Raw genomic sequence first — 24,149 nt, 5'->3', positions numbered from 1 at the left:
CATGCGTGGCTCAGCGCTTTTTCCCGTCCTTTTGCCTGTCTTACTGGGGCTGAGCGGCTGCCTGCTCGGACCCGACTATGTGCGGCCTACGATCGATACACCGGCGACGTATCGCTTTAACGCAGGCGAGGCCACCGAGGTGGCGAACACAGCGTGGTGGGAGCAGTTCCAGGATCCGGTGCTGAACGATCTGATCGCCGTCGCGCTTGCTGACAACAAGGATGTGAGGATCGCGGCCGCGCGGGTGGACCAGTTTCTTGGGCAGTTCGTCACGACCCGTGCGGGGCTGTTTCCGCAGCTCAACGCGAGCTTCGATGCGCAACGCCAGCGTGCGTCGCTGGCTGGACTGGCGCAGCTGCCACCAGGGGTGTCGCCGGTATTCAACACGTTTCAGCCTGCGTTCTCGGCGGCGTGGGAAATCGATGTGTTCGGCAGGGTGCGGCGCGAGACGGAATCGGCGCGGGCGAGCCTGTTGGCGAGCGAGGAGGGGCGCCGGGCGACGATCCTCTCGCTGGTGGCTTCGGTGGCGACGGCCTACATCAATCTGCGCGATCTTGACGCACAACTGGTGATTGCCAAGGCTACGACTGAGAGCCGTGCGGAATCGGTGCACGTATTCACGCTACGCTTCGGTGGCGGAGACGTATCGCAAATGGAACTCGCGCAGAGCCAGTCGGAATATGAAGCTTCGCTCGCCACCATTCCGCAGCTCGAGGTCCAGATCGCGCAGCAGGAAGACGCGCTATCGGTGTTGCTCGGCCGCAATCCGGGCGACATCTTACGCGGGCGAGAACTGTCGGATCTGGCGATTCCTTCGGTACCCGCGGGACTGCCCTCGGATCTGCTGGAGCGTCGACCGGATGTGGTGCAGGCCGAGCAGAACCTGGTGGCGGCGAATGCATTGATCGGTGCGGCCCGTGCGCTCTATTTCCCTTCTATTTCCTTGACCGGCCTATTCGGATCCGCCAGTGGCGAGTTCTCGAAACTGTTCACCGGACCGGCAAAGATCTGGGCGTTCGCGGGTTCGGTGAGCGTGCCGATTTTCACGGCCGGCAGTATCAGCGGGCAGGTCAAGCAAGCCGAAGCGCAGCAACAACAGGCTTTGTACCAGTACGAGGAGACGATCCAGACCGCATTTCAGGAGGTGGACGACGCGCTGATTGCGCTGCAGAAGTCGCGAGAGCAGCTTGTGGTGTTGGGCCAGGAGGTCGATTCGCTCAAGAACTATGCGCGGCTTGCGCGCTTGCGTTTTGAGGGCGGCTATACGAGTTATATCGAGGTGCTGGACGCGGAGCGCAGTTTGTTTAACGCCCAGCTTAGCTATACGCAGACCAACGGCTTGGTCTACGAGTCCGTCGTGGCACTCTATAAGGCCATGGGCGGCGGCTGGGTGGTGACGGCAGAGCAGATGACGCACGAGGACAAGGATGCTCCGCTGCCAGCCGGACAACCGGGCGAGCAGCCCAGCAGCATCGCGCCCGGTGCGGAACAGTCGGTTGCGGAGCTGCCACGATGACCAACAGGACCGCAACCGCTGTGATATCCACGGGCAGTGTGATTGCATGCCACGAATGCGATCTGCTGCAGCTCGAGCGTCCACTGCCGCGCAACGGCGTGCTGCGCTGCCGCCGCTGTGGGGCGGAGCTGTCCCGCAACCACCCCGACAGCCTGGATCGCGCGCTGGCTTTCACGCTTGCTTCAATCGTTCTGTTCGCGGTCGGCAACGCGTTTCCGATTGTGGGTCTGGAAGTCAACGGCACCCTGGTCGAGACGACCTTGCTCGGTGCAGCGAGCGTGCTATACGAAGATGGCATGTGGCCAATCGCAGGACTCGTGCTGGCAACGACGTTCGTGATGCCCATGCTGCAAATGGTTACCATGACCTATTTGTTGATGCCCCTTCGCTTCGATCGGGCACCCTACCGCGCCGATCTGGTATTTCGGCTGCTGCAACTGGTGCGTCCGTGGGGCATGACCGAAGTATTGATCCTTGGCATGCTAGTCGCGCTGGTCAAACTGGCTCACGTCGCCAGTGTTGTTCCAGGTTCGGCGTTGTGGTCGTTCGCCGCCCTCATGCTGTTGCTCGCGGCCGCCAGTGCCGCATTCGATCCGCAAGAAGTGTGGTCACGTACGCGAGCGGCCCAGGGCGCGGGGCCGGACCTGGACGGCGGTCTGCCGGCGACGCCTGGCGCACCTACCGCGATCGGCCGGGGACTGGCGACCTGTCACAGTTGTGGGCTGCTGGTGAAGTCAGCGGCGCATCGGCACGATGCAATCTGCCCGCGCTGCGGCGGCCACTTGCACGCCCGCAAGCCGAATAGTATTTCGCGGACATGGGCGTTCCTGCTTGCCGCAATGGTCCTGTACATTCCGGCGAATCTGCTGCCGGTCATGAATACCAGCTCTCTGTTCGGCAGCGAAAAGGACACCATCATGAGCGGCGTTGTCTATCTCTGGACGTCCGGCTCGTGGCCGCTGGCCATCGTCGTGTTTATCGCGAGCGTGGCGGTTCCCATGCTCAAGATCCTGGCGCTGGTAGTTCTGGTGGTCTCGGCCCAGATGCGCTCAACGCTCAGTCCGCAACAGCGAGCGCGGGTCTATCGTCTCGTCGAGCTCGTCGGTCGCTGGTCGATGCTCGATATTTACGTCATTACCATCCTGGTGGCGCTGGTGCAGTTCCAGGGGTTGGCGACCATCCAGGCGGGACCCGCCGCGATTGCTTTCGGCTCGGTCGTGGTCCTGACGATGTTCGCCGCGATGTCGTTCGATCCTCGTCTGATCTGGGACCGGATGGGTGCAACGACGGCAAACCATGACAAGGTGGAGACAGATCATGGCTAGGCCTCCTGAGCAACCCGGGTCGCCCAACGAGCCGGAGATTCCTGAGGCCATCGCCTCATCGCGTTCCCGCTGGCGCCTGCAACTGGTCTGGCTCGTGCCGATCATCGCGGTGCTGATTGGCGGCTGGCTGGCCGTCAAGGCAGTGCTGGACAAAGGCCCGACCATAACTATCAGCTTTGTAACCGGCGAGGGTCTCGAGGCAGGCAAGACCAAGATCAAGTTCAAGAACGTCGACGTAGGCGTGGTAAAAAGCGTCACGCTCTCGCGTGACCACCGCAACGTGATCGCCACCGCGGAGCTCTCCAAGGACGCGTCTGATCTGCTGGTTGACGACACCCGCTTTTGGGTGGTCCGTCCGCGCATTTCCGGCGGAACGGTGTCGGGTATCGGTACGTTGCTGTCGGGTTCCTACATTGGTATGGATGTCGGCAGTGACGCGAAGTCGCGCCGCGATTATGTCGGACTCGAGTCGCCACCAGTCTTCGCTAGCGGTGTCCCAGGCAGGGAGTTCGTGCTCAAGGGCGAGAATATGGGTTCGCTCGACGTGGGTTCGCCGATCTTCTTCAGGCGCTTGCAGGTCGGACAGATCACCTCGTATCAGCTTGATCCGGACGGTAACGGCGTCACGATGCACGTGTTCGTCAATGCACCGTACGACAAGTATGTGAAGGACGAAACGCGCTTCTGGGAGGCCAGTGGTGTCGACGTCTCGCTTGATGCGACTGGCGTCAAGGTTAATACCGAATCTCTGGTGGCCATTCTGATCGGCGGACTCGCGTTCCAGGCGCCTGATGACATCGCCGCATCTGTCGCCAACGCTCCTGAAGCAAACGCCCAGCGCGTGTACCCGCTGTTCCACGATCGGGCGGAGGCAATGAAGCGGCATGACAGCATCGTCGATACCTATGTGTTCAATTTCAACGAATCGGTAAGGGGACTCACGGTGGGCGCACCGGTCGACTTCCGGGGCATCGTGGTGGGAGAGGTGCAGGCAATCTATACGCGCTTCGATCCAGTCAACAAGCGCTTCAGTATTCCGGTCGAGATCCGCCTTTATCCGGAGCGCTTCACGTCGCGATATCAGGCGGGTGGACCAGGAGGCAGACTCACCTCGGATCCGGCGGCTCGCCGCCAGTTGACGGATTTTCTGGTCGCCCGTGGCTTGCGTGCGCAGATGCGAACCGGGAACCTGTTAACCGGACAACTCTATGTCGCGCTCGATTTTTTCCCCAACGCGCCGAAGGCAACGGTGGACTGGCGCGCCAACCCGCCGGAATTACCCACTCAACCTGGCGGACTGCAGTCGCTGCAGGATTCAGTCACCAGTCTCGTCGCCAAGCTGAACAAGATTCCATTTGAAGGAATCGGCAACAACGCGAAACAGACGCTGGCGGACGCGGATGTGCTCCTCAAGCAGTTGAGCACGGAGGTGATGCCCCAGGCACGCGACACGCTGGCTGCGGCACAGACGGCGCTCAATTCGGCCAACAGTGCGCTGCAGCCTGATTCGTCGCTATTGCAGAGTACTGATGATGCGATGCGTGAATTGACGCGTACTGCGGCGGCTTTCCGCACGCTCGCGGACTACCTCGATCGGCACCCAGAGGCACTGATTCGCGGCAAGCTGGAGGATAAAAAGTGACACGCCTAACCTTACCGGTGGCCATTGCCTTGTGCGTCGCCGCGTTGGCGGGGTGCGCGAGCTCGCCCAAGTCGGACTTCTATACGCTGAGTGTCGCCGCGCCCCCCGCTAGCCCGCCGCCTGCGGCGCCGATCACCGTGTTGATCGGCGCGGTCTCTGTGCCGGAGCTTATCGACCGGCCGCAGATCGTGGTGAATGCCGGCGACAACAAGGTGGACATCGACGAATACGCCCGTTGGGCCGACTCGGTAAAAAGCCAGATTCCACGCGTAATACGGGCAGATCTTGCGCAACAACTGAATGGCGCGCGTGTCGCAGCGTCTCCGATGGGCGGCGATCCAGCGGCCGCATATCGGGTTCAGATCGACGTGCAGCGCTTCGAAGCGGCGCTTGGCGATGCCGCTACGGTCGAGGTACTGTGGTCGGTCTCTCCGCCTGGCAAAGGGCGACGCGCGGAGGGCCGAAGCACCGTACGCAAGCCATGCACGGGACCGGGTTTCGACGCGGTGGTAGCTGCGTACAGCGAGGCCCTTGGGGCAGTGAGTCAGGATATCGCCGCAGCGATCCGCTCGAGGGCATCGCCATGACCTGCGGCCCGCGGTCGCCACCGGCCTCTCGCGTGGACAGGCGCCGCACTGCCTGACGAAAGCGTCACAATGCCGACGCGCGGTGACATATAGGACATCCGGGAGCAGGGCAGATGACGAAGTTGCTGATCGATGTTGTCATCTTTCTCGTCTCGGCGTTGATCGCTGTACCTCTCGCGACGCGGCTCGGCTTTGGCGCGATACTCGGCTATCTGATCGCTGGCGTCATCATCGGACCGTGGGTACTGAGGCTGGTGACTGACGTCGACGCCATCCTTCACTTCTCCGAGCTGGGCATCGTATTGATGATGTTCGTTATTGGCCTCGAAATGCACGTCGACAAGCTGTGGGCGATGCGCCGCTCGATCTTCGGCTATGGCGCGATGCAGATGGCCACCTGTGCATTGGTCTTGGCGGTTGTATTCTTGAGCTTCGGAACACCCTGGCGTGTCGCGCTGACAGGTGCACTTGCGCTTGCCCTGTCGTCGACGGCGATGGTGATCGCCGAACTCCAGGAACGTCGCCTAATGGACATGCCGACAGGTCGCGCCGGGTTTGGCATTCTGCTCTTCCAGGATATGGCGGCTATCCCGCTGATCGCGCTCTTGCCGCTGCTCGGTCCGGGCGCAGTCGAACCTGCGGCAGAGCCTGGCTGGCTTCTCGTTATAAAAGCGTTAGCCGTGCTGGGTGCTGTGGTCCTCGCCGGCCGTTACCTGCTGGACGTCGCAATGCGCCTCATAGCGGCCACGGGTGTCCGGGAGATATTTACGGCGTTTGCGCTGCTTTGGGTGATAGGAATCGCGCTACTCATGGAGAGCGTCCATTTGTCCATGTCGTTGGGAGCTTTTGTTGCTGGCGTGCTGCTGGCCGATTCGAAGTTCCGTCATGAGATCGAGGTCGACATCGCGCCGTTCAAAGGATTGCTGCTCGGACTGTTCTTCATCGCGGTGGGCATGTCGATTGATTTTGGCGTATTGGCTCGTGAGCCAGCACGGGTAGCCGCGGTGGTCCTGGCTCTCGTGGGTATAAAAGCGATCGCACAGTGGTTTTTGGCCAATCGATTTGAAGTGCCGGCCTCGCAACGAGCATACTTTGCCATTTTGCTTTCGCAAGGCGGTGAGTTCGCCTTCGTGGTTCTCGCTACTGCACTCGCTTCGCGCGTTATCGACCAGCGCTTGTCATCTCTCGTGACGTTGGTTGTGGCGCTGTCGATGTTTACGACGCCACTGTTGTTGCTCGCACAACGCCGGTTCTGGCAGCCTCACGTCGCAGACGATCCGATCTGAGCTGCGCCTGATGCGTGACGCGATACGGGCGGGTACAGGAATGCCAGTATCAGGATTCCTTCGCTCCTGAACTGCCATCGGCTACCTGAAGCGACACCAGTCACGCAAGCACGATAGCCGGATAGAGCTGGCCGATCAGTGCTTCGAGATTGGAAAGCAAGCGCGCAATGGGTGCGCCCGGTACGATGTCGCATATCCCACGGTTGTTAGCGTCGCGAAACTGAAGTACACCCAGGTCGATCGGTCGACGGCACCCTCGAGTGTCGAAATTCCGGCAAAGGCGTGAGGAATGTCAAGCATGACGAGCTGATACGCGTCTGCCCAAACGAGTCCGGCCAATATATAAACCGCAATCGCTCCACTAATTCGATTTTTCGTCACTGTGTGCGAGCCAAACACTTTCATGGCAATCACGGCGGGAAGCAACAAGAGTGCAAGCAGGTTCGCTGCGTCACGTACTGGCAGACTCAGCCCGGTTGGCGATAGCCATCCCACCCACCGGACGGCGATAACGACAAGTGCGACCAGAGAGATGAAGGCGAACCCCCTCGAGTTGGTCGATGCCTCGACCACACCGCGGGTGGCCTGGATTATCGCTTCTCTCCAGCATTCGAAGTGACGAGCGGCGTCTATTACCTGAAGGATGAGAATCTCTCGGCCAACAAGTCGACAGAATATGTCGTCGGAGCCGATTACAGTCTGTCACCAGCACGCTCTGCGCGTACGTTGGGTACGTCGATAACAAGGGCACGATGAACCAGTCGATCGAATATGGGCAACCTGTGGCGCCGGGCGTCGCCACGACGGCCGCGATGGTTGGCATTGGCAAGCGGTTCTAAGGCTGCTCCCGCACGCCGCCGTGCGGAGCCTGGTTCGCACACCTTGTCCGCTTTTAGCTCGGCACTCGACGGTCTTCTCTCACAACAAGACCTGCTTTAGCCGGCCTGTCACCAAGCGCTATTCGTGGGAGAAAAAGATCCCGGGCGCGCGCAGGAGCCCCCCAGACACTTTCAGTGGAGCCCGGGTGGCTCAGTACGACTATCACGACGCGCTGTATCAGTGTTCGATACGTGACATGCGGCTACCAACACTCGAAGAACTGAAAGCACTGTTCGCCTACGCGAACAAGACTGACGGGGCGGCTATGAGGAGCAGTTACGCGATCGTCGCACCAAAAGGCGACTCGCATTACGCAGGAGGCGTCTACGGCTGGGGAGGCGCAAGCGTGTACTGGTCACATACCTTCGCCGGCAATGGCTTCCACAAGGTCGTCAATCTGAGCGATGGTCGGGTCAGCATTTACCACAATTCGCGCGTCGGCTACGTGTCGTGTGTGCTCTGAACGGCGCATCGACCGGATTCGCATCGCCGTCCACCCACCACGCCTATCCGTAAATCGGCAGCAGCAGGAATAATTTGATCACGATCGCATTCGCGATGTCGATAAAGAACGCTCCCACCATAGGTACGATCAGAAAAGCGAGATGCGACGGCCCAAAGCGTCCCGTGATAGCTTGCATGTTGGCGATCGCAGTTGGCGTGGCCCCAAGGCCAAAACCGCAGTGCCCGGCTGCTAGCACCGCCGCATCATAATTGCGGCCCATGACCCGAAACGTGACGAGAATGGCGTAGCCAGCCATGGCCAGCGCCTGCACGACGAGGATGGCAAGAAGCGGAAGTGCAAGCGAGGCTAGGTCCCCCAGGCGCAAGCTCATCAGCGCGATCGCCAGAAAGAGCCCGAGGCTGACATTGCCGAGCAGCGCCGTTGCGCCCTCGAAGACCTGATACCAACCACGTACAGCGAGCCCGTTGCGCAGAATGACGCCAACGAACAAGACACATACGAACGCAGGTAATTCAAACGCCGTGCCGTTCAACCAGACCCCGAGCGCCGAGCCGACGGCGAGGCAAACGGCAATGAGCGCCACTGTCTCGATGACTGCGTCCGCGGTGATCGGGCGAACTGCTTTGGGCTGCTCGAAGCCGCTCGTGCCCGCGGAATCTGCTTCGGGGTTCGGGACAAGGGCATAGCGCGTAATCAGGAAACGCGCGACTGGGCCGCCGATCAATCCCCCGAGTATCAAGCCGAACGTGGCGCATGCAATCGCGATCTCCGTCGCCGCCTGGAGCCCGTGACGCTCTGAGAACACCTTGGCCCACGCGGCACCGGTGCCATGGCCGCCTGACAGGGTGACCGACGCCCCGAGCAGGCCGAGAATGCGCTCCTGTCCCAACGCCCAGGCGAGGCCGACGCCGAGCACGTTCTGCATCATGAGCAAGCCAACCACCGCACCGAGAAAGACGATCAGCGCACGCCCTCCGGCTTTCAGCCCGGCCAGATCCGCGTTAAGACCAATGGTGGCGAAGAAGGTGAGCATCAGCGGCACTTGAAGCGCCGTGTCGAAACGCACATCGATTTTTAAGGTGCTGCGAAGCGCAAACACCAGCAACGCCACGAGCAGTCCGCCGATCACCGGTTCGGGAATACTGTAAGTTCGCAGTATGGGTGTTCGGGCAAGGATCACTCGCCCGATCAGGAGTACGAGCGAGGCGGCCATCAACGTTTCCAGGGTATCGAGGCTCACGATGGTCCTCTCCAGTTGAAAAACCGGTTAGTTGGCGCCGTGCGATGGACTTCTTATGGGATGATCCGACGCGAACCTGAGCAACAGATAACCGGTAACGCCCGATAGTGTTGAACCCACGATCACGCCTAGCCGCAGGGGCGTGAAATATTCTGGGCTTTCGAAAGCGAGGGAGCCGATGAAAAGACTCATCGTGAAGCCGACCCCGCACAGTGCGGAGACGCCAATCAGCTGGCTCCATTGAGTCCCTTCAGGAAGCCTGGCCAGACCGAGCCGAATCAGCGCGGCGCTTGCACCGCAGACACCGACGAGCTTCCCCACGAAAAGGCCTAACGCGATGCCGAGCGGCAGTGGCTCTGCCAGCGCCGTCACCGTGACGCCAGCGAACGAGACCCCGGCATTTGCGAAGGCAAAAATCGGCAAGATGCCGAAGGCCGCCCAGGGGTGGAGGCCGTGTTCCAGCTGGTGCAGGGGCGGGTGGCCCTCAGTGTCCCTTGACTTCAACGGCACGGCGAAAGCGACTGCAACACCCGCGAGCGTTGCATGCACGCCAGACTTCAGAACGAATACCCACAGGATCACACCGACAATAACGTAAGGCGCGATACGTGTGACGTTCTGCATATTCAAGGCGATCAACACCGCGATGGCCACCGCCGCCAAAAATAACATGGGGAGGGAAAGCTCGGCGGTGTAAAACAGCGCAATGATGACGATCGCGCCCAGATCGTCGGCGATTGCCACTGCGGTCAGAAATATTTTCAACGACACCGGCACCCGGTCGCCCAGCAGGGAAAGAATGCCGAGCGCGAATGCAATGTCCGTGGCCGTGGGGATGGCCCAGCCATTCAAGGTCGCATCATGTCCGTGGTTAAACACAAGGTAAATGATTGCAGGCACAACCATTCCGCCCAACCCGGCGACGACCGGTAAAACAACCTGTGCGGGGGTGGACAGTTCCCCTTCAATCACTTCGCGCTTGACCTCCAGTCCGACCAGAAGGAAGAAGATAGCCATGAAACCGTCGTTGATCCACAGCAGCAGTGGCTTCGCGACGGCGAACGACCCGAAGCGCACTTCCACAGGGATTTTCAGCAGATCGTCATACGCCTGTCGAAGCGGCGAGTTACTGCAGATCAGCGCGAGTACTGCCGCGGCCACCAGCAGTAAGCCGCCCGCCGATTCCAGTCTAAGGAAGTCAGCGATGCCATCGGTTGCCTTGCGAATCGCGTTGCCGGTCACAGTGCCCATCCCGTTATCCACGCATCGATTCTCGAAGGTTTCGGCTGGCGCCGGCGCGCAGCGACGTGGCAAGGGCAGTCACATGGATTTACACGCCCCGACCAATAGGCTATTAGTTTGTTGTAAAGGCCGCTATTGGACCTTGGTCCAATGCCTTGCCTATCGGTCAGAGCCGACCTGGAAAATCCGGTCCTGTACGAGCCTAGTCGGCTGCTTGAGGGCGTAAACATCCTGAAGATAGCGCTGCGGAATCCGAATCCGGCTGGCATGCGCATCACTGTTTTCGATTTCATCCCGCCAGTGCGCAATCTGGTCCGGGGTCGGTTGCCTGTTTCTCCATATCTCGTCTTCTAGCGCTTTGATTTCGCGATACCAAACCACGAGCCGGTTTTTTATCCGAGCCTCCGCCATGCGCGGCAATGCCTGAAGCAAACCTATCAGTAAGGCCATGAAGGGGAGCAGGATCAGCAGTCGCCTTTCGATAAAGCTCGCGAGCCAGAATGGAAGGTAGCGCTGCAGGAAGGGGCGACCGGACTTGAAGTAGCGCGTGCTTTCTTCCTGTAGAACGCAATAAATCTGTCAATCCGGAATGCTTGTAAAGGCTGACTTCCACGGCAGGAGTTGACATGTTTATTTCCAGTCCGAACGAAATAAAATCGTCAATTCGCATAAGTCTGCATTAAATTCGTCAATCCGCATCCTAGACTTCGAATTTTCTCCGTAAGCCACTGATCTTATGGACATTATTCTCGATTGTCAGCCGATCGCGCTTGACCGTCCCCGCAGCGCCCATCGCCTTGAAGCGTTCAGCCTGAAGGCGGACCGACGACTGACGCTGTACCGCCAGTCCGCGCTCGAGCAGTGGGTAATTCTTGAGGCGGAGCCAGCGGTCACGGCGTTCTGTGAGCGACCGGGTTTTATCCACTCTGAAGGGAAGCGCTACCTCGCGGATTTTTGGGTGCGTTACTTTGATCATCAAGAGTTAGTTATCCTATTTGACTCGGATTCCGAGCCCTCTGTAAAACCAGAGACCGTCCTCGACAATGCAGGGCTGACGGTCAGGTCGGTCCAGTCATCTGAAATCGCTGCCTCGCGCGCGTGGATAGCGAACCGGAAGCGAATGCTCCCTTGCCTCGTTGCCACGCGTGGCCTCGTACCTCCGTCGCTCAGTAGCGCGATTGAGCGTTTTGTTGCTCGTCCGCATCGGCTACTTTCGATTGAGCGCGAGTTCACGACCGGGGATCCAGTTCTCGTGCGTGCCGCAGTTTTCGGCTTGCTGCATGCCGGCCGTGTGCAGGCACCGGAACTACGCGCGCACGAATTGTCGCTGCTCACGGAGTTTGCCGCCGTTGGAGAAGTGGCATGAACCGGCGGCGTACTGATTTTCAGGCTCAGGACGTTGCGGCCTGGCCCGGCGTCGCCTATACGGAATTCGGTGACGACGATCGTTGCGCTTTCCAGCTTCGTGTGAATGCCGTCGAGCGTTATGCGCGAGGAGAGTCCATCGGGGATATCGAGCTGGCGACAGGCGTGAAGATAGTCAGAATGCCGAGCCAGACGGGCGTCACCTGCTTAACGTGCATTATTTCCATTTTCTGAAGCGACCCCAATCAGGCGTTTGCCGCACGATAGTCCAACGCCCCGGGGCGACATATTTCAGTATTTAGTCCCACACCCTACCGCGCTCCTCACGTCGGAGCTGCTACCGTGAGACACTCCTTACGCATCGCCCGAAAGGCGCTTATAGTCCGACAATCTGAATAGGGCAACGGTCGCCTTCAGGTCGCGCCCCTGTTCCTCCAGTGACTGCGCGGCGGCCGCCGCTTCTTCGACGAGCGCGGCGTTCTGCTGGGTCACTTCGTCCATCTGCGTGACCGCCAGTGCCACCTGCTCAATACCGGTTTGTTGCTCCGCTGAAGCGGCGGATATCTCACCCATAATATCTGTCACGCGCCGCACGCTTGTATCGATCTCATTCATCCGTTGGCCGGCCTCCCCAACCAGCAAACTTCCGGCACGTACACGTTCTGCGGACGTTTCAATCAAATCCCTGATTTCCTTTGCCGCAGACGACGAGCGTTGTGCAAGCGTGCGCACTTCCCCCGCGACCACGGCAAAGCCGCGACCCTGTTCTCCGGCCCGGGCAGCTTCAACCGCTGCATTGAGCGCGAGGATGTTGGTCTGGAATGCAATCCCCTCGATGATCGCGATGATGTCCCCAATCCTTTCCGAACGCTGACTGATTTCGGTCATCGTGGCGACAACGCGGCTTACGACCTCATTGCCCCGCTCGGCGGTGCCGGCAGCGCTCAACGCGAGCGTACCGGCCTGCCGCGCGTTCTCAGTGTTCTGCCTTACCGTGCCGGTCAACTCTTCCATGCTGGCCGCGGTCTCTTCGAGCGACGCCGCCTGTTGCTCCGTGCGCTGCGACAGGTCGAGATTGCCAGATGCAATCTGGCTCGATGCCGCACCTATACTCTCGGCCCCGGCCCGAATGCGTTGAACGATGCTCGCCAATGAACGACTCATCGCGAGGATGGATTCCATCAGTTCACCGAATTCGTCGACTCTGGTTACCGTCAGCTCTGCACTCAGATCACCTTGCGCGATTCTCGCTGCAAGATGATTGACTTCGAGCAAAGGCTTGCGGATTGACCGGATCAGTGCAGCAGCACCGGTCAGTACGCTCAGCGCGAGGACCACAATCAGTATCGCAGTTGTCGCAACAATGATGTATCGCTGACGTTCGAAATCTGCCTGGGCCGTCGCCAGTTGCTGCTCCTGCAGTTCGACGAACGTCCTTATCGCCTTACCGTAAGCAGTCTGAACCGGCATGTATTCCTCGTTCAACATGGCAAGCGCCGCGGGCTTCCGGGCTTCATTGGATCGCATTGCCGCGATCCTGTCGCGGGTCGCCAGCACCTGATTGCGCAACCCTGCAATAGCGTCGAGCTGCTTCCGGTCTGCGGGGGTGTGCGCCAGGACGGCTATCGTCTTCTGCACCACTGCGATCTGGGAAATCGTCGCGGCATTATCCTTGCTGAAGACATCCGATAAAGCGGGATCGGCGCTAATAATCATCGCCTGCGTGCGCAATGCCGCAATGTCCGCGAGTTTCGACCAGGCGTAGGCAGCAGTCACTTTTCCAGACAGCATCTTCAGCGAGGTGTCCCTTTGCGCCTCCATGCTCGCGAACCGCCACATCGACAAGCCAACGGTGCCGAAAATCAGCACAAGCAGCAACGCAGTTGAAATCCAGAGTTTGGTGGCGAGTTTCATGCAACCTTGATCTATGAGTTATCGCGATAGGGGCAACAGGGTTTCAGCAAGGTCCGCCTTTTGTCATGCCGGCTCCATGCCGTGACGAAGCTTGGCGGGGGCGGTCGCAGGGGAGGCCAGAAATGAGAGCAATGCCCTCGAGGCATCTCTTTGTCGGGATGCCGTGCATATGGCGGCCGCAAAGGTAGTGATGATCTGCACTTCCGGGGGCAAAGAACCGACGACATCGATGCCCGGCAGGTGCATCAACTCGCTCAATTGCTGGAAGCCGAGCTCGACATCCCCGCGCGCGACGAGCGCGCCGACCGGAATACCTGGAGGCGCCTGCACGATGTGCGGCGCAATGGTCTCGGCGATGCCCCAGTGTTCGAACAGGCGACTCAGGTGTGAACCGCTCGGACCCGTCGAATACCCGATACTACGCGCGGCCAGAATGGCGTCGCGCAGCGCGGCTTCAGTGCCGATCTCGGGCCGCGGCGCGCCTGCTGCTACCGCAATCGCCACGCCCGAACGGACCAGGTTGACCCGACTGGCCGGATCGATCCGGCCGGCTGCGGCAAGCGGGTCGAGCGCGTCGGCCGCAAGCACGACGATATCGAACGGCTCACCTTCCTGGACTCGCCGGGCAGCGGCGACGCCGCCAACCGACTCGATGGCCACCAGCCGCCCCGATAGCCGCCCGTATTCTTCGACCAGCTCGGCCAGAACCTGACGCGTGGCCATCGAAGAGATGCCGGTGATCTGCCCACTCATGGTTTCTCTGCCTTTCAGTCGATATAGTGCAGGCCGGCCTGTTGCAATGGCTCGCGCATGTTGTACATATCCAGGCCGAGCACGCCGGCGGCCAGCTTGGCGCGCTTCTCGCCTTCGTTGGCTTCACGCGCGGCTGCCTTTTCGAGCACCTGCGCCGCCAATGCTGCGGGCACCACGACCACACCATCGTCATCCGCGACGACGACATCTCCCGGATTCACCAGCGCCCCGGCGCAAACGACGGGAATGTTCACGGATCCGAGCGTCGCCTTGACCGTCCCTTTGGAAGAGATCGCCTTGCTCCATACCGGGAAGTTCATCTGCGCCAGCACGCGCACGTCGCGCACGCCTGCGTCGATGATGAGCCCTTGCGCGCCGCGCGCCTTGAAGCTGGTCGCCAGCAGGTCGCCGAAAAAACCGTCGGTGGAATCAGCCGTGACCGCGGCAACGACCATGTCGCCCGGCTGGATCTGCTCCGCTGCGACGTGCAGCATCCAGTTGTCGCCCGGCTGGAGCAGGACCGTGACGACCGTGCCGCTCGCCTGTGCGCCGCTATAGATCGGACGCATATAGGGCTTCATCAGTCCAGTACGTCCCATCGCTTCGTGCACCGTGGCGGTCCCGAGAGCACCGAGCTTCGCGGCGACGTCGCCGTCTGCCCGCTGAATGTTGCGATACACAACTCCGAGTTCGTACATGATCAATGTCCCTTCGTTTTCAATGCTGCATCCAGACGCGGGTAGACACGTCGGGCGTTACCTTCGTAAATCTTGTACCGCTCATCTGCATCGATGTGCGCCGCTTCGATGTAACGCTTCGTGTCGTCGAAGTAGTCGCCGGTCTGCGGGTCGATGCCACGCACCGCGCCAATCATCTCGCTGGCAAACAGGATGTTGTCAACGGGAATCACGCGCGTAAGCAGGTCAATGCCCGGCTGGTGATAAACGCAGGTATCGAAGAAGACGTTGTTGAGCAGATGCTCCGTCAGTAGCGGCTTCTTCAGCTCCTGGGCGAGCCCGCGAAAGCGCCCCCAGTGGTACGGCACGGCGCCGCCGCCATGTGGGATCACAAAGCGCAAGGTTGGGAAGTCGCGGAACAGGTCCGACGTCAGACATTGCATGAAGGCAGTCGTGTCCGCGTTCAGGTAATGTGCGCCAGTGGTGTGGAAGCATGCGTTGCAGCTCGTGCTCACGTGAACCATGGCGGGAATGTCGTACTCGACCATCTTCTCGTAGATCGGGTACCAGTAGCGGTCGGACAGTGGCGGGCTGGTCCAGTGGCCGCCCGACGGGTCCGGATTCAGATTGATCGCGACGTTGCCGTACTGTTCGACACACTTCACCAGTTCGGGAATGCAGGTGGCGATGTCCACGCCCGGGCTCTGAGGAAGCATCGCAGCCGGAATGAAATGATCCGGAAAGAGCTGGCTCACCCGGTAGCAGAGTTCGTTACAGATGGCGGCCCACGTGCTCGATATTTCGAAGTCGCCAATGTGATGTGCCATGAAGCTCGCACGCGGGCTGAAAATGGTCAGATCAAGGCCGCGCTCGCGCATCAAACGCAACTGGTTGCTTTCGATCGACTCGCGCAACTCGTCGTCGCCGATGTGCAATTCGGACGCCTTCGGCGCCTCGGACGGATTTGTGATGCCAGCAATCTGGCGCTTGCGCCACGTCTCCAGCGCCTTCGGCGCGGTGGTGTAGTGGCCGTGAATGTCGATGATCATCGTCGCTCCAAAAAACTGGTTGAGTTACCGGCGCGATGGTGCGGATGACATGCGCGCCGACTTCGTTAGCGAACCTTTTTCGGCTGCAGATTCGCCTCGCCCTAAAACGTATGCTGCATGCCGACACCGTATGTACTGCCCGACGGATTGGCCGTCAGCTTGTCGTAGGAATAGACCACGTACACATACGTGCGCTTGGACAGAATGTAGTCATATGCAATGGAGCCGGTGTTGCGTACGTTGCTATGGTTCAGCGGTGCGCTCTTCTTCGTGCGCGCCCATTCGGCAAGGATCATGTTCGACGGTGAAAACGGTACGGAAACCCCTAGCTCATACGTATGCGAACCGGTCTCAACGTCGTTGTTACTTGTCATCTGCGCAGCCCCATAGACCTTGACGATCTTCGCATCGTACGCAGCGCCTGCGAGATACAGATACTGACCGCTCGACGGCGCGACCGCCGCCGCTCGTACACGCTGCGCCGAGAACGCCGCCGTCAGCGGCCCGTTTGCATAGGTCAGATGCAAACCGATGTTGTCCTTCCCCTGTTGACCCGTGGTGGTGCTCACGCCATAGATCGCAGTGCCCGTGAGGCCGCCGTAGCTAGGCGAAACATACGTGATGGCGTTTTGCCAGACTGTGTCGCCGATCTGCGTATTGCTGTAGCTCGCCGTGTACGACTGCACGATCAACGGCGAAAACACCACCGATCCACCGAACGGATTGACGAAGATCTGGTTGAAATAAGTTGGATTGGTCTGCTCTCCGAACTTGAACGTGCCGTATGCACCGGTCAGGCCAACATACGCATTGCGGGAAAACAGGCCATCCGTCGTGTTGCGCCCCATCTGCCCTGTGTTCGGCCTGAAAAAACTTTCGAGCGCGAAGAACACCGCATTGCCACCGCCAATGTCTTCCCGGCCACGCATGCCCCAGAACGACGTTGTCATCCCACCGCCGCCTAGCTGTACCGTGCTTGCTCGCGTGGTGCTCAGTTTGGAACTGTCGAGATACATACCGACCAGTCCATACAGCTGAACTGCAGAGCCAGACATCGTCGCTGCGCCGGCCGCTACCTGCGAATCGTCGGCGTACGCGACAGGTGCGACGAACCCACCGGCCGCGAGCAGTGCGGCGCCCAGGCATGCCGCATGGAGTTTCAAGGGTGTGCTGGTGCCGCTGTTTTTTACTGACATCATGTTTCGTCTCCAAACCAGGTTGTTGTTTTATGCGCGAACGCTTCCCGCTGCGCGCACCGGTGGCGCACGCAGACAGAAATACACGAGGGCTTTTCTCGCGGGCTAGCCGGTCATTCAGTGTGACGGCGCGACATTTCGGCGTTCAGTTTCGAACGGTCAAGCTCGTGCTCCCAGGCGGACACCACCAGGGTGGCGACACCATTGCCGATGGTGTTGGCGATCGCGAGTCCCGTTCCCATGAAGCGGTGAATGCCGAGAATCAGCACCATTCCGGACACAGGAATAATCGGGAACACCATCAATGTCGACGTCAGCATCACAAAGGCCGCGCCAGCCACGCCGCTCGCACCTTTCGACGTCAGCATCGCCACGCCAACGAGCGTCAGCTGCTGCGTCAGCGTGAGTTCGATGTTGAAGGCCTGCGCGATGAACAGCACGGCCATCGTCAGGTAGATGTTGGTGCCGTCCAGATTGAATGAATAGCCCGCCGGAATCACGAGACCCACCACTGATTTCGAGCAGCCGAGCCGTTCGAGTTTTTCGAGCATCCGCGGCAGCGCGGCCTCCGACGAACTTGTGCCGAGCACGATCAGGATTTCCTCGCGGATATAGCTCAGGAAACGCAGGATGCTGAAACCGAGTAACCGGGAAATGATGCCGAGCACCACCAGCACGAAGAAGGCGAGCGTCAGGTAGAACGTCCCGATCAGCTTGAGCAACGGCAGTACGGCGCCGATCCCAAAGGTGCCGACCGTGAACGCGATCGATCCAAACGCGCCGATCGCCGCTACCTTCATGATGATGTGAACGATGCCGAAGAACGTCTGCGCAAAGCGGTCGATCATGCGAACCAGTGGCCGGCCATATTCTCCCGTAGCCGCAAGCGCGGCGCCGAACAGTACCGAGATCAGCAGAATCTGTAGGACGTTCCCGGTCGAGAATGCACTGACGACGGTGTCGGGAATGATGTGCATCAGAAACTCGACCGTGTTCTGTTCATGCGCGGCAGTCGTGAATCCGGCGAGCGCTTTGGTATCGATCGTCGCGGGATTCAGATTGAAGCCGGTGCCGGGATGAAACAGATGTCCGGCCACGAGCCCAATGACGAGCGACACCGTCGATACGACTTCGAAATACAGCAACGCCTTGCCGCCGACACGCCCGACCTTCTTGATATCGCCCATGCCGGCCATGCCGGTGACAACGGTGCAGAAGATGATCGGGCCAATCACCATCTTGACCAGCTTGATGAAGGCGTCGCCGAGTGGCTTCATTTGCACGGCAAGCGACGGCGCGAAATGACCGAGCAGCACGCCGAGCAGGATCGCGAGTAAAACGTGAAAATACAGCGTGCGATAGAAAGGTTTCTTCGCGCTGCGCGCGGGGGGCGTCATGACAGCGCTATCGTTCATGGCGCTGCTCCTGAATCGGCCAAAGAGGCTGCCTTAGCCGCGTGGCGATACATATCGGTCATCGTCGTCTCCTGATTCGAATGGTGAGCGGAAAGCCGGTCGATTCCGGATTTCCGGCTGACTGCCATTCTTGGTGTGGCAGTTCAAAAGTGAGAGAAGGGAGCGGTTCGCTCAGAACCCGTAAAGCCGCGCCGGGTTCGTGACGAGCAGTTGTTCGCGCAGCGCTGCGTCCGCACAGAAGCGGAACAGCAGGTCGACCAGTTCGCCGTCGTTCGGCATGTCCTTGCTGATGTTCGGATGCGGCCAGTCGGTACCCCACAGCACGCGGTCGGGCGCGGCTTCGATCAGCGTGCGCGCGAAGGGAATCGCATCGTCGAACGGACGGCGACCCGCGGACACGCGCTCGGCCCCGCACACCTTGACCCAGGCAAGCGGATTGCGCATCAGTTCCAGAAGCTGGCGGAACGGCTGCTGATCGACTCCGGCTTCCGCGCGTACGCGACCCATGTGGTCGATCACGAACGGCACCTTGATACGCGCAATCCGTTCGGCGTATTGGAGGATGTCCTGTGCATCGAGATGCAGCACGACGTGCCAGCCGAGCCGCTCGATACGTTCGAGCACGCGGTCGAAAACGTCGAGATCGGGTGCGCCGCCCAGATGCGCGACGAAATTGAATCGCACGCCGCGCACGCCGCGCGCGTCGAGATCAGCCAACTGTTCGTCGGTGACGTCGCCGTCGACAATCGCGACGCCCCGATAGCGTCCGTTGCCGCGCGCAATCGCATCCAGCATCGCGGTGTTATCGGTGCCGTGGCAGCTTGCCTGGACGATCACGCCGCGGCTCGCGCCGAGAAAATCGTGCAGCGCAACAAGCCGCTCGAAAGGCGCGTCGGGCGGCGTATAGCTGCGGTCCGGCGCATATGGAAAGATTTCGGCCGGCCCGAACACGTGGCAGTGCGCATCGCAAGCACCGGCAGGCAGACGCTGGGTGGGTTGAACGGGTTGGGGATCGGGCGGCAGGCAGGATTTCATGAGCGTCGTCTCAATGTCAGACCGCATGGCGCGGCTTTCTATGGGTTGTATGCATTGTGGCCGCGACGATGGATCGATACAATCGCCATATTCAACTAGCTGATATGTGAATTTCACATGAGTTATCGACAATGGACCTGAAGCAGCTCGAGGCATTCGTTCACGTCGCTGAACTCGGCAGCTTTACCCGTGCCGCGATTACGCTGGACTCGAATCAGCCCGCCTTGAGCCGGCTGGTGCGGCATCTGGAAGTGGAATTGCGGCATACGCTGCTCGAACGCACCGGCCGCGGCGTGACGCTGACGCCGGCCGGCCAACGGATGCTCGCGCATGCGAAAGGTATCCTTCAGCAGGTGCAGCGCGCCTCGCAGGATCTGGACGAGTTGCACGGCGCACCCGGTGGTCATTTCGGCATCGGCATTACCCCCAGCTTTGCCAGGGTCGCCACGCATGAACTCGTGCGTGGCTTTCGTTCCTCCTTTCCCGGGGCGACTATCTCGGTGGCGCAAGGTTTGTCCACCTATCTGATCGAATGGCTGATGATGGGCCGCATCGACGTCGCTGTCCTGTACGACACATTTGATACGCCGCTGATCGACAAGCGAACCATTTTTACTGAAGAACTGTTTCTGATCGGTCCGGACAGTGGCGATACACTCACAGAGGCAGTAGGCGAGTCCACAACAACGATCGCGCTGCGGGAAATCGTGCGCTACCCACTCATCATCCCTGGCCGCATGCACGCGATCAGACGGATGGTCGAGGCGGCTGCCGCGGAACAGGGCGTAAGATTGCGGATCGAACTGGAGGTCGATGCAGTGACCTCCATTCTCGATCTTGTCAGCGAAGGCATCGGCTATGCAGTGCTATCGCTCAATGCAACTACGAGCGATGCACTCAAGCGGCGTTTCCAGGTGATCCGCATTACCGAGCCGACGCTCTTCAGCCGTCTTGCAATCGCAACCAGTAGCAAGCACACGCTGTCGCAACTTGCCATTCAGGCGATCGCCATGCTCGAATCGAAAATATTGCCGCTCTACGGCACCGCTGCCTGACCTTGCGTTTACTTCGCACGTCCGCTCTCATGGCCAACTCCAGATCCCTGACCGCCGAACTGCTCAATCTCGCCCAACTGCGGGTGTTCACCATCGTTGTCGAACACGGCAGCGCAAGCCGGGCAGCGGCACTGCTCTTTCGCGCGCAATCAGCCGTGACGCGCTCCGTGCGGGAACTCGAAGAAACGCTCGGCGAACGGCTGCTGGAACGCCGGCCATCGAGCATGCTGCCCACCTCGGTTGTGGGGTGGCTATTGGGCATGGATCGCGTGCTCGCGATCGCCACGTCGACGGCCAACGCGATCGGCAACGCTCGTGCTGTCAAAATGGGAGCGCATGTTCGGCCAGCAGAAACTCGACGCCTACGTGAGCGACCGTCACGCGCCGTCAGCCGGACCGGTGACAGTCTGGGCGTCTGAACATCCGCGTTGAGGTCGCGACACAAATCACGGCGCTCCTTCACTTCATATTGTCATTTTCCACCCTCACTCGCAGAGAATCAGCATGGCTCAAAATCGCACTCAGCCTATTGGCCGCATCGCAATTATCGGCTTCGGAGAAGTGGGGCCTATTTTCGGTCGCGCATTGACCGCGGCCGGCCATGACGTGTCGATCTTCGACATCAAGCTGCAAGATGCGGCTACGCGCCCGACGATCATGCAGCGGGCCCACGAATGCAAAGTTCACGTAGCCAACGATCTCCCTGCGGCACTGCGCGATGCGCAACTCATTTTCTCCGCGGTCACCGCGAGCCAGGCGGAAGCGGTCGCCACAGCTTCAGCGGAATATCTGACAAGCGGCCAGATCTTCCTCGACCTCAATTCGGTTTCGCCCGCCGTCAAACAACGCAACTGCCAACAGATCGAGCGCAATGGCGCCGACTACGTGGAAGCCGCGGTGATGGCGCCGGTTCCGCCGCAAGGCATACGGGTGCCGATGCTGTTGGGCGGCCGACTCGCTGTACAAACGGCAGACCGTCTCAATGGTTTGGGGATGCGCACGGAAGCGGTGGCGCAGGAAGTCGGCCTCGCGTCAGCCATCAAGCTATGCCGCAGCATCATGATCAAGGGCATGGAGGCGCTATGCGTTCAGTCGATGCTGGCGGCCAAACAGTTCGACGTGGACGGCCGCGTGCTTGCGTCGCTCGCGGCAACGTTTCCGGGTGTAGGGTGGGACAAGGGCTACGAAGCGTATCTGATCGGTCGCGTGGTAGAACACGGGCAACGGCGCGCCGAAGAGATGCGCGAAGCAGCGTTAATGCTAGACGGCTTAGGAATGTCGAGTGCCCTCACAAATGCTATCGCCGACGTACAACAGGACCTGGCGACGCGTGCCGCACCGTTGGTCAAAGCACTGGATCCCAAGGGAAGCCTTCCGGAGTGGAGAAACCTGCTCGGGGTCGCCTGAACCAATCCTGAAGTAGCAAGGCGAACCTGGCCCGTGAGGACCGACGGAAGTCGGTCACTTCATCCGTTTGCGCTAGGTGCCAAGGAAAACGCTGACTGAGGGACCGGTACGATGACGTTGCATAATTGTATGAACTGCAATCCAAAACAGCCGAACCTGCAATCCACGCTTTTTGCGCCAGCCTAAGCTGCAACCGACGGCGCGCACGAACCCGGATTATTTGCAACTGAGCCTGCATTCAACCGCGCGACCTGCATTCCATGGTCGCGGACCGGCAACGTCGCCTGACGCGGCGTTTGCGTTACCCGCCCGCTACCTTGGCCAACCCGGTAGTCCGACCCGGTCGCACTTCTCAATCTCGCTCGACCGTACGTGATGGCGATTGACTTCGAAAATGGCAGCGCCAGCCGGACCGCTGTGCGGCTATTTGCACGCAGTCCGCAAGTGCCGCGTTCGTTGCGGGAACTGGAGGAGGTTACTGAATACGGCTTGAACTGACTGCAGAACTTGCGTCACCGCCGTTCACCTCGCAGACACGTCGCGTGTCCTGTCGAACCGCAGTGGGATGGTCATTCGGCTGGATCAACTGATCCAGCCGAATGACCATCCGTAAAACCGGCGCCACGTTCGACTGTACCGTCCTTCGCGAGCGCCTGATAGACCGGATGCTGTGAGCTCGTTGCACATGCATGATTGGATTGGATACGCAGCCTCGTCCCGATCGGAACCCGGTGCGCTTCCGGCGGCAGTTGACATGTTTAATTCGCGCACGGGAATCCATTGCCCAGCATGCCTGCACGTTATTCACGGTTCGAGATCCCGTCCAGTTGACAACTTTAATGGCGCAAAGTTGACATCGTCAATGCGTTACACGGCTGCGCCCGGGCGTAACCGTTCCCCGTGGCGTGCTGTGCACCAGCGCGCCAGACAGATAGCAATCAAGTCGGTCGATGTACAGACGCACCTTGAGCATATGACCAATCAGGCGAGACGGGGCGCTATAAAGAATGTTGCACACGGTGAAGGTACTGCAGCGGGTCACGCGCGCCTCTTCCTCGACGAAGTCCGTGGTACGGAGCTCAGGCAGATCCTGCAGGTGTTCACGCTCGACGCGAAACGCTGCCGAATTGCGCCGGTTCCGACGCATCACTACCCCGCGTACGAACTCGTCATAGGCTGAACGATCAGCGAAATCACGATGACCTCGCAGTTCCAGGGCCTGATCGACGGCGTCCTTCAGGTAGCGATGCGAGGATTCCACACTTCCGTTCTCGTGACCGAGACCCCGGTTATTGCGCGTGCCCTCCATGCCGTAATGTTCGAGCAGCGATGCATACCGGGTTGTGAAGTCCTCCTGCTCCTGCAAATTCCTGAAGGCCGCCGACAGGCTGTCCGAGCGGTGTTCGCGTGGCAGCCGCCAGCCTGCCACAGCGCATTCTGTAACCCTGTCGCGAGCGCTTCGAAACTCTCTCCGCCATCAATCACGCAGGCGTACTCCCAGCGCGAGAACGCCAGTATGAAGTGATACAGCAGGTGGTCAAACGGGACACCGCCGAGAGTCACGCACAGTTTCTCCATGTGAGTGAAGTCCGACAGGCCTCGTATCCCTGGTAGATACTCCTGCGGAAAGAAGATTTCCTTGCCCGGACCTTCGAGCGCACGCCATTGGCTGATGTGCCGCTCAAGCGTGCGTCGCATGCTATCCGGAAACCGACCCGGGTGATCCTCCTGCAGCTTGCGCAGGATCGTGACCGGGATCAGCCGCGGGGCACTGCGCAGCAACGGGACCACTTCGCCTTCCCAAACGTCGGCGAACGGGTTTGTACGGGTACGCCAATCACGCTCCGCCTTCTGCGAAGGCAAGCTGGTCGCGCGCTCAATGCGTCGAGCCGTGCGCGAGCTCATGCCTACCTTGGCAGCGGCGGCTTCCTGGGTGTTGTGTTTGCGCTTGTTCATATAGAGCCGGACCTGTTGGTCGGTGATGCGGGTTTCAGACATGGGCTGACCGTTTCTTTTTAGCTTCAGTCAGCCATCCTAGGCCCGTCGATCCGGCAGCGCCGATGGCTCGTCGTCTCCGGCGGCCAGGATAGTTGTCAACGA

At 60.2% G+C, this 24,149-nt stretch carries 19 protein-coding genes and 5 pseudogenes; 12 read left to right on the top strand and 12 right to left on the bottom strand.

All coding sequences use genetic code 11. The features are described 5' to 3' along the window. Position 1 precedes the first annotated feature (1 nt). The 7 genes and pseudogenes from PQR67_RS36565 to PQR67_RS36535 all read left to right on the top strand — a co-directional run bounded on the left by PQR67_RS36565 (position 2) and on the right by PQR67_RS36535 (position 7,698). On the top strand, positions 2–1,516 hold the full coding sequence (locus tag PQR67_RS36565; protein WP_408467660.1) for an efflux transporter outer membrane subunit: 1,515 nt from the start codon (positions 2–4) through the stop codon (positions 1,514–1,516). Continuing rightward, positions 1,513–2,841: a paraquat-inducible protein A gene (locus PQR67_RS36560; protein WP_408467659.1), complete on the top strand. Its 1,329-nt coding sequence runs from the start codon at positions 1,513–1,515 to the stop codon at positions 2,839–2,841. The genes PQR67_RS36565 and PQR67_RS36560 overlap by 4 nt, the downstream gene beginning before the upstream one ends. Next, positions 2,834–4,483 (top strand): PqiB family protein, encoded by a 1,650-nt coding sequence (locus tag PQR67_RS36555; protein WP_408467658.1) that lies wholly within the window; start codon positions 2,834–2,836, stop codon positions 4,481–4,483. Before PQR67_RS36560 ends, PQR67_RS36555 begins: the two co-directional genes overlap by 8 nt. After that, positions 4,480–5,070, top strand: coding sequence for a PqiC family protein (locus PQR67_RS36550; RefSeq protein ID WP_408467657.1), 591 nt, complete (start codon positions 4,480–4,482; stop codon positions 5,068–5,070). The genes PQR67_RS36555 and PQR67_RS36550 overlap by 4 nt, the downstream gene beginning before the upstream one ends. Before the next feature lie 113 nt (positions 5,071–5,183). Further along, positions 5,184–6,356, top strand: a complete 1,173-nt coding sequence (locus tag PQR67_RS36545) for a monovalent cation:proton antiporter-2 (CPA2) family protein (RefSeq protein WP_408467656.1) — start codon at positions 5,184–5,186, stop codon at positions 6,354–6,356. Between the two features lie 564 nt (positions 6,357–6,920). Then, positions 6,921–7,195 (top strand): annotated as a pseudogene (locus PQR67_RS36540) (porin); the annotation flags it as partial. 185 nt (positions 7,196–7,380) lie between these two features. Beyond that, on the top strand, positions 7,381–7,698 hold the full coding sequence (locus tag PQR67_RS36535) for a hypothetical protein (RefSeq protein ID WP_408467655.1): 318 nt from the start codon (positions 7,381–7,383) through the stop codon (positions 7,696–7,698). Between the two features lie 43 nt (positions 7,699–7,741). On the opposite strand, the gene gltS is transcribed toward PQR67_RS36535, so the two are convergent. From gltS to PQR67_RS36520, 3 genes and pseudogenes are all read right to left on the bottom strand, one after another. Then, positions 7,742–8,941 carry a sodium/glutamate symporter gene (gltS, locus tag PQR67_RS36530; protein WP_408467654.1) on the bottom strand — a complete coding sequence of 400 codons (1,200 nt, stop codon included), beginning with the start codon at positions 8,939–8,941 and terminating at the stop codon, positions 7,742–7,744. A 27-nt stretch (positions 8,942–8,968) separates the two neighbouring features. Beyond that, entirely contained in the window at positions 8,969–10,192 is a 1,224-nt protein-coding gene (gene nhaA, locus PQR67_RS36525; protein WP_408467653.1) for a Na+/H+ antiporter NhaA, read from the bottom strand. 150 nt (positions 10,193–10,342) lie between these two features. Continuing rightward, a pseudogene (locus PQR67_RS36520) lies at positions 10,343–10,747 on the bottom strand (TAXI family TRAP transporter solute-binding subunit); the annotation flags it as partial. A 172-nt stretch (positions 10,748–10,919) separates the two neighbouring features. Between PQR67_RS36520 and PQR67_RS36515 the strand changes: the two are divergent. Together PQR67_RS36515 and PQR67_RS36510 are read left to right on the top strand one after the other, a co-directional pair. Further along, positions 10,920–11,549 carry a hypothetical protein gene (locus PQR67_RS36515; protein ID WP_408467652.1) on the top strand — a complete coding sequence of 210 codons (630 nt, stop codon included), beginning with the start codon at positions 10,920–10,922 and terminating at the stop codon, positions 11,547–11,549. Then, positions 11,546–11,782 (top strand): hypothetical protein, encoded by a 237-nt coding sequence (locus tag PQR67_RS36510; protein ID WP_408467651.1) that lies wholly within the window; start codon positions 11,546–11,548, stop codon positions 11,780–11,782. Before PQR67_RS36515 ends, PQR67_RS36510 begins: the two co-directional genes overlap by 4 nt. 120 nt (positions 11,783–11,902) lie before the next feature. On the opposite strand, the gene PQR67_RS36505 is transcribed toward PQR67_RS36510, so the two are convergent. The 7 genes from PQR67_RS36505 to PQR67_RS36475 form a co-directional block, all read right to left on the bottom strand. After that, positions 11,903–13,462 (bottom strand): methyl-accepting chemotaxis protein, encoded by a 1,560-nt coding sequence (locus PQR67_RS36505; RefSeq protein WP_408467650.1) that lies wholly within the window; start codon positions 13,460–13,462, stop codon positions 11,903–11,905. Positions 13,463–13,525: 63 nt separating this feature from the next. Continuing rightward, positions 13,526–14,215 (bottom strand): substrate-binding domain-containing protein, encoded by a 690-nt coding sequence (locus PQR67_RS36500; RefSeq protein ID WP_408467649.1) that lies wholly within the window; start codon positions 14,213–14,215, stop codon positions 13,526–13,528. Positions 14,216–14,229: 14 nt separating this feature from the next. Further along, positions 14,230–14,913, bottom strand: a complete 684-nt coding sequence (gene ligK / locus PQR67_RS36495) for a 4-carboxy-4-hydroxy-2-oxoadipate aldolase/oxaloacetate decarboxylase (RefSeq protein WP_408467648.1) — start codon at positions 14,911–14,913, stop codon at positions 14,230–14,232. Positions 14,914–14,915: 2 nt separating this feature from the next. Next, a complete protein-coding gene (locus tag PQR67_RS36490) occupies positions 14,916–15,941 on the bottom strand; it encodes an amidohydrolase family protein (protein WP_408467647.1) in 1,026 nt (341 codons plus the stop codon). Positions 15,942–16,042: 101 nt separating this feature from the next. Beyond that, positions 16,043–17,137, bottom strand: a complete 1,095-nt coding sequence (locus PQR67_RS36485; protein ID WP_408467675.1) for a porin — start codon at positions 17,135–17,137, stop codon at positions 16,043–16,045. Between the two features lie 113 nt (positions 17,138–17,250). Then, positions 17,251–18,552 (bottom strand): dicarboxylate/amino acid:cation symporter, encoded by a 1,302-nt coding sequence (locus PQR67_RS36480; protein ID WP_408467646.1) that lies wholly within the window; start codon positions 18,550–18,552, stop codon positions 17,251–17,253. A 171-nt stretch (positions 18,553–18,723) separates the two neighbouring features. Next, complete coding sequence (locus PQR67_RS36475; RefSeq protein ID WP_408467645.1) at positions 18,724–19,587, bottom strand: amidohydrolase family protein; 864 nt, start codon at positions 19,585–19,587, stop codon at positions 18,724–18,726. Positions 19,588–19,718: 131 nt separating this feature from the next. On the opposite strand from PQR67_RS36475, the gene PQR67_RS36470 reads away from it, so the two are divergent. The 3 genes and pseudogenes from PQR67_RS36470 (at position 19,719) to PQR67_RS36460 (ending at position 22,049) form a co-directional block, all read left to right on the top strand. Continuing rightward, a complete protein-coding gene (locus PQR67_RS36470) occupies positions 19,719–20,642 on the top strand; it encodes a LysR family transcriptional regulator (protein WP_408467644.1) in 924 nt (307 codons plus the stop codon). 29 nt (positions 20,643–20,671) lie between these two features. Beyond that, a pseudogene (locus PQR67_RS36465) lies at positions 20,672–20,884 on the top strand (helix-turn-helix domain-containing protein); the annotation flags it as partial. Positions 20,885–21,146: 262 nt separating this feature from the next. After that, on the top strand, positions 21,147–22,049 hold the full coding sequence (locus PQR67_RS36460) for an NAD(P)-dependent oxidoreductase (protein WP_408467643.1): 903 nt from the start codon (positions 21,147–21,149) through the stop codon (positions 22,047–22,049). 582 nt (positions 22,050–22,631) lie between these two features. Here PQR67_RS36460 and PQR67_RS36455 read toward each other — a convergent pair. Further along, positions 22,632–22,786, bottom strand: a pseudogene (locus PQR67_RS36455) (hypothetical protein); the annotation flags it as partial. 155 nt (positions 22,787–22,941) lie between these two features. Further along, a pseudogene (gene istA, locus PQR67_RS36450) lies at positions 22,942–24,047 on the bottom strand (IS21 family transposase); the annotation flags it as partial. Positions 24,048–24,149 lie beyond the last annotated feature (102 nt).

The organism is Paraburkholderia fungorum (genome assembly GCF_046026025.1).
GTDB lineage: Bacteria > Pseudomonadota > Gammaproteobacteria > Burkholderiales > Burkholderiaceae > Paraburkholderia > Paraburkholderia fungorum_E.
The sequence above is the reverse complement of the archived record's forward strand: the minus strand, read 5'-3'. Positions and strand labels throughout refer to the sequence as shown.

What these genes read in the sequence shown, in the direction of transcription:
- PQR67_RS36565 (WP_408467660.1), top strand. Translation starts at nt 2, where the DNA reads ATGCGTGGCTCAGCGCTTTTTCCCGTCCTTTTGCCTGTCTTACTGGGG.
- PQR67_RS36560 (WP_408467659.1), top strand. Translation starts at nt 1,513, where the DNA reads ATGACCAACAGGACCGCAACCGCTGTGATATCCACGGGCAGTGTGATT.
- PQR67_RS36555 (WP_408467658.1), top strand. Translation starts at nt 2,834, where the DNA reads ATGGCTAGGCCTCCTGAGCAACCCGGGTCGCCCAACGAGCCGGAGATT.
- PQR67_RS36545 (WP_408467656.1), top strand. Translation starts at nt 5,184, where the DNA reads ATGACGAAGTTGCTGATCGATGTTGTCATCTTTCTCGTCTCGGCGTTG.
- nhaA (WP_408467653.1), bottom strand. Translation starts at nt 10,192, where the DNA reads ATGGGCACTGTGACCGGCAACGCGATTCGCAAGGCAACCGATGGCATC.
- PQR67_RS36515 (WP_408467652.1), top strand. Translation starts at nt 10,920, where the DNA reads ATGGACATTATTCTCGATTGTCAGCCGATCGCGCTTGACCGTCCCCGC.
- PQR67_RS36510 (WP_408467651.1), top strand. Translation starts at nt 11,546, where the DNA reads ATGAACCGGCGGCGTACTGATTTTCAGGCTCAGGACGTTGCGGCCTGG.
- PQR67_RS36505 (WP_408467650.1), bottom strand. Translation starts at nt 13,462, where the DNA reads ATGAAACTCGCCACCAAACTCTGGATTTCAACTGCGTTGCTGCTTGTG.
- PQR67_RS36500 (WP_408467649.1), bottom strand. Translation starts at nt 14,215, where the DNA reads ATGAGTGGGCAGATCACCGGCATCTCTTCGATGGCCACGCGTCAGGTT.
- ligK (WP_408467648.1), bottom strand. Translation starts at nt 14,913, where the DNA reads ATGTACGAACTCGGAGTTGTGTATCGCAACATTCAGCGGGCAGACGGC.
- PQR67_RS36490 (WP_408467647.1), bottom strand. Translation starts at nt 15,941, where the DNA reads ATGATCATCGACATTCACGGCCACTACACCACCGCGCCGAAGGCGCTG.
- PQR67_RS36485 (WP_408467675.1), bottom strand. Translation starts at nt 17,137, where the DNA reads ATGTCAGTAAAAAACAGCGGCACCAGCACACCCTTGAAACTCCATGCG.
- PQR67_RS36480 (WP_408467646.1), bottom strand. Translation starts at nt 18,552, where the DNA reads ATGAACGATAGCGCTGTCATGACGCCCCCCGCGCGCAGCGCGAAGAAA.
- PQR67_RS36475 (WP_408467645.1), bottom strand. Translation starts at nt 19,587, where the DNA reads ATGAAATCCTGCCTGCCGCCCGATCCCCAACCCGTTCAACCCACCCAG.
- PQR67_RS36470 (WP_408467644.1), top strand. Translation starts at nt 19,719, where the DNA reads ATGGACCTGAAGCAGCTCGAGGCATTCGTTCACGTCGCTGAACTCGGC.
- PQR67_RS36460 (WP_408467643.1), top strand. Translation starts at nt 21,147, where the DNA reads ATGGCTCAAAATCGCACTCAGCCTATTGGCCGCATCGCAATTATCGGC.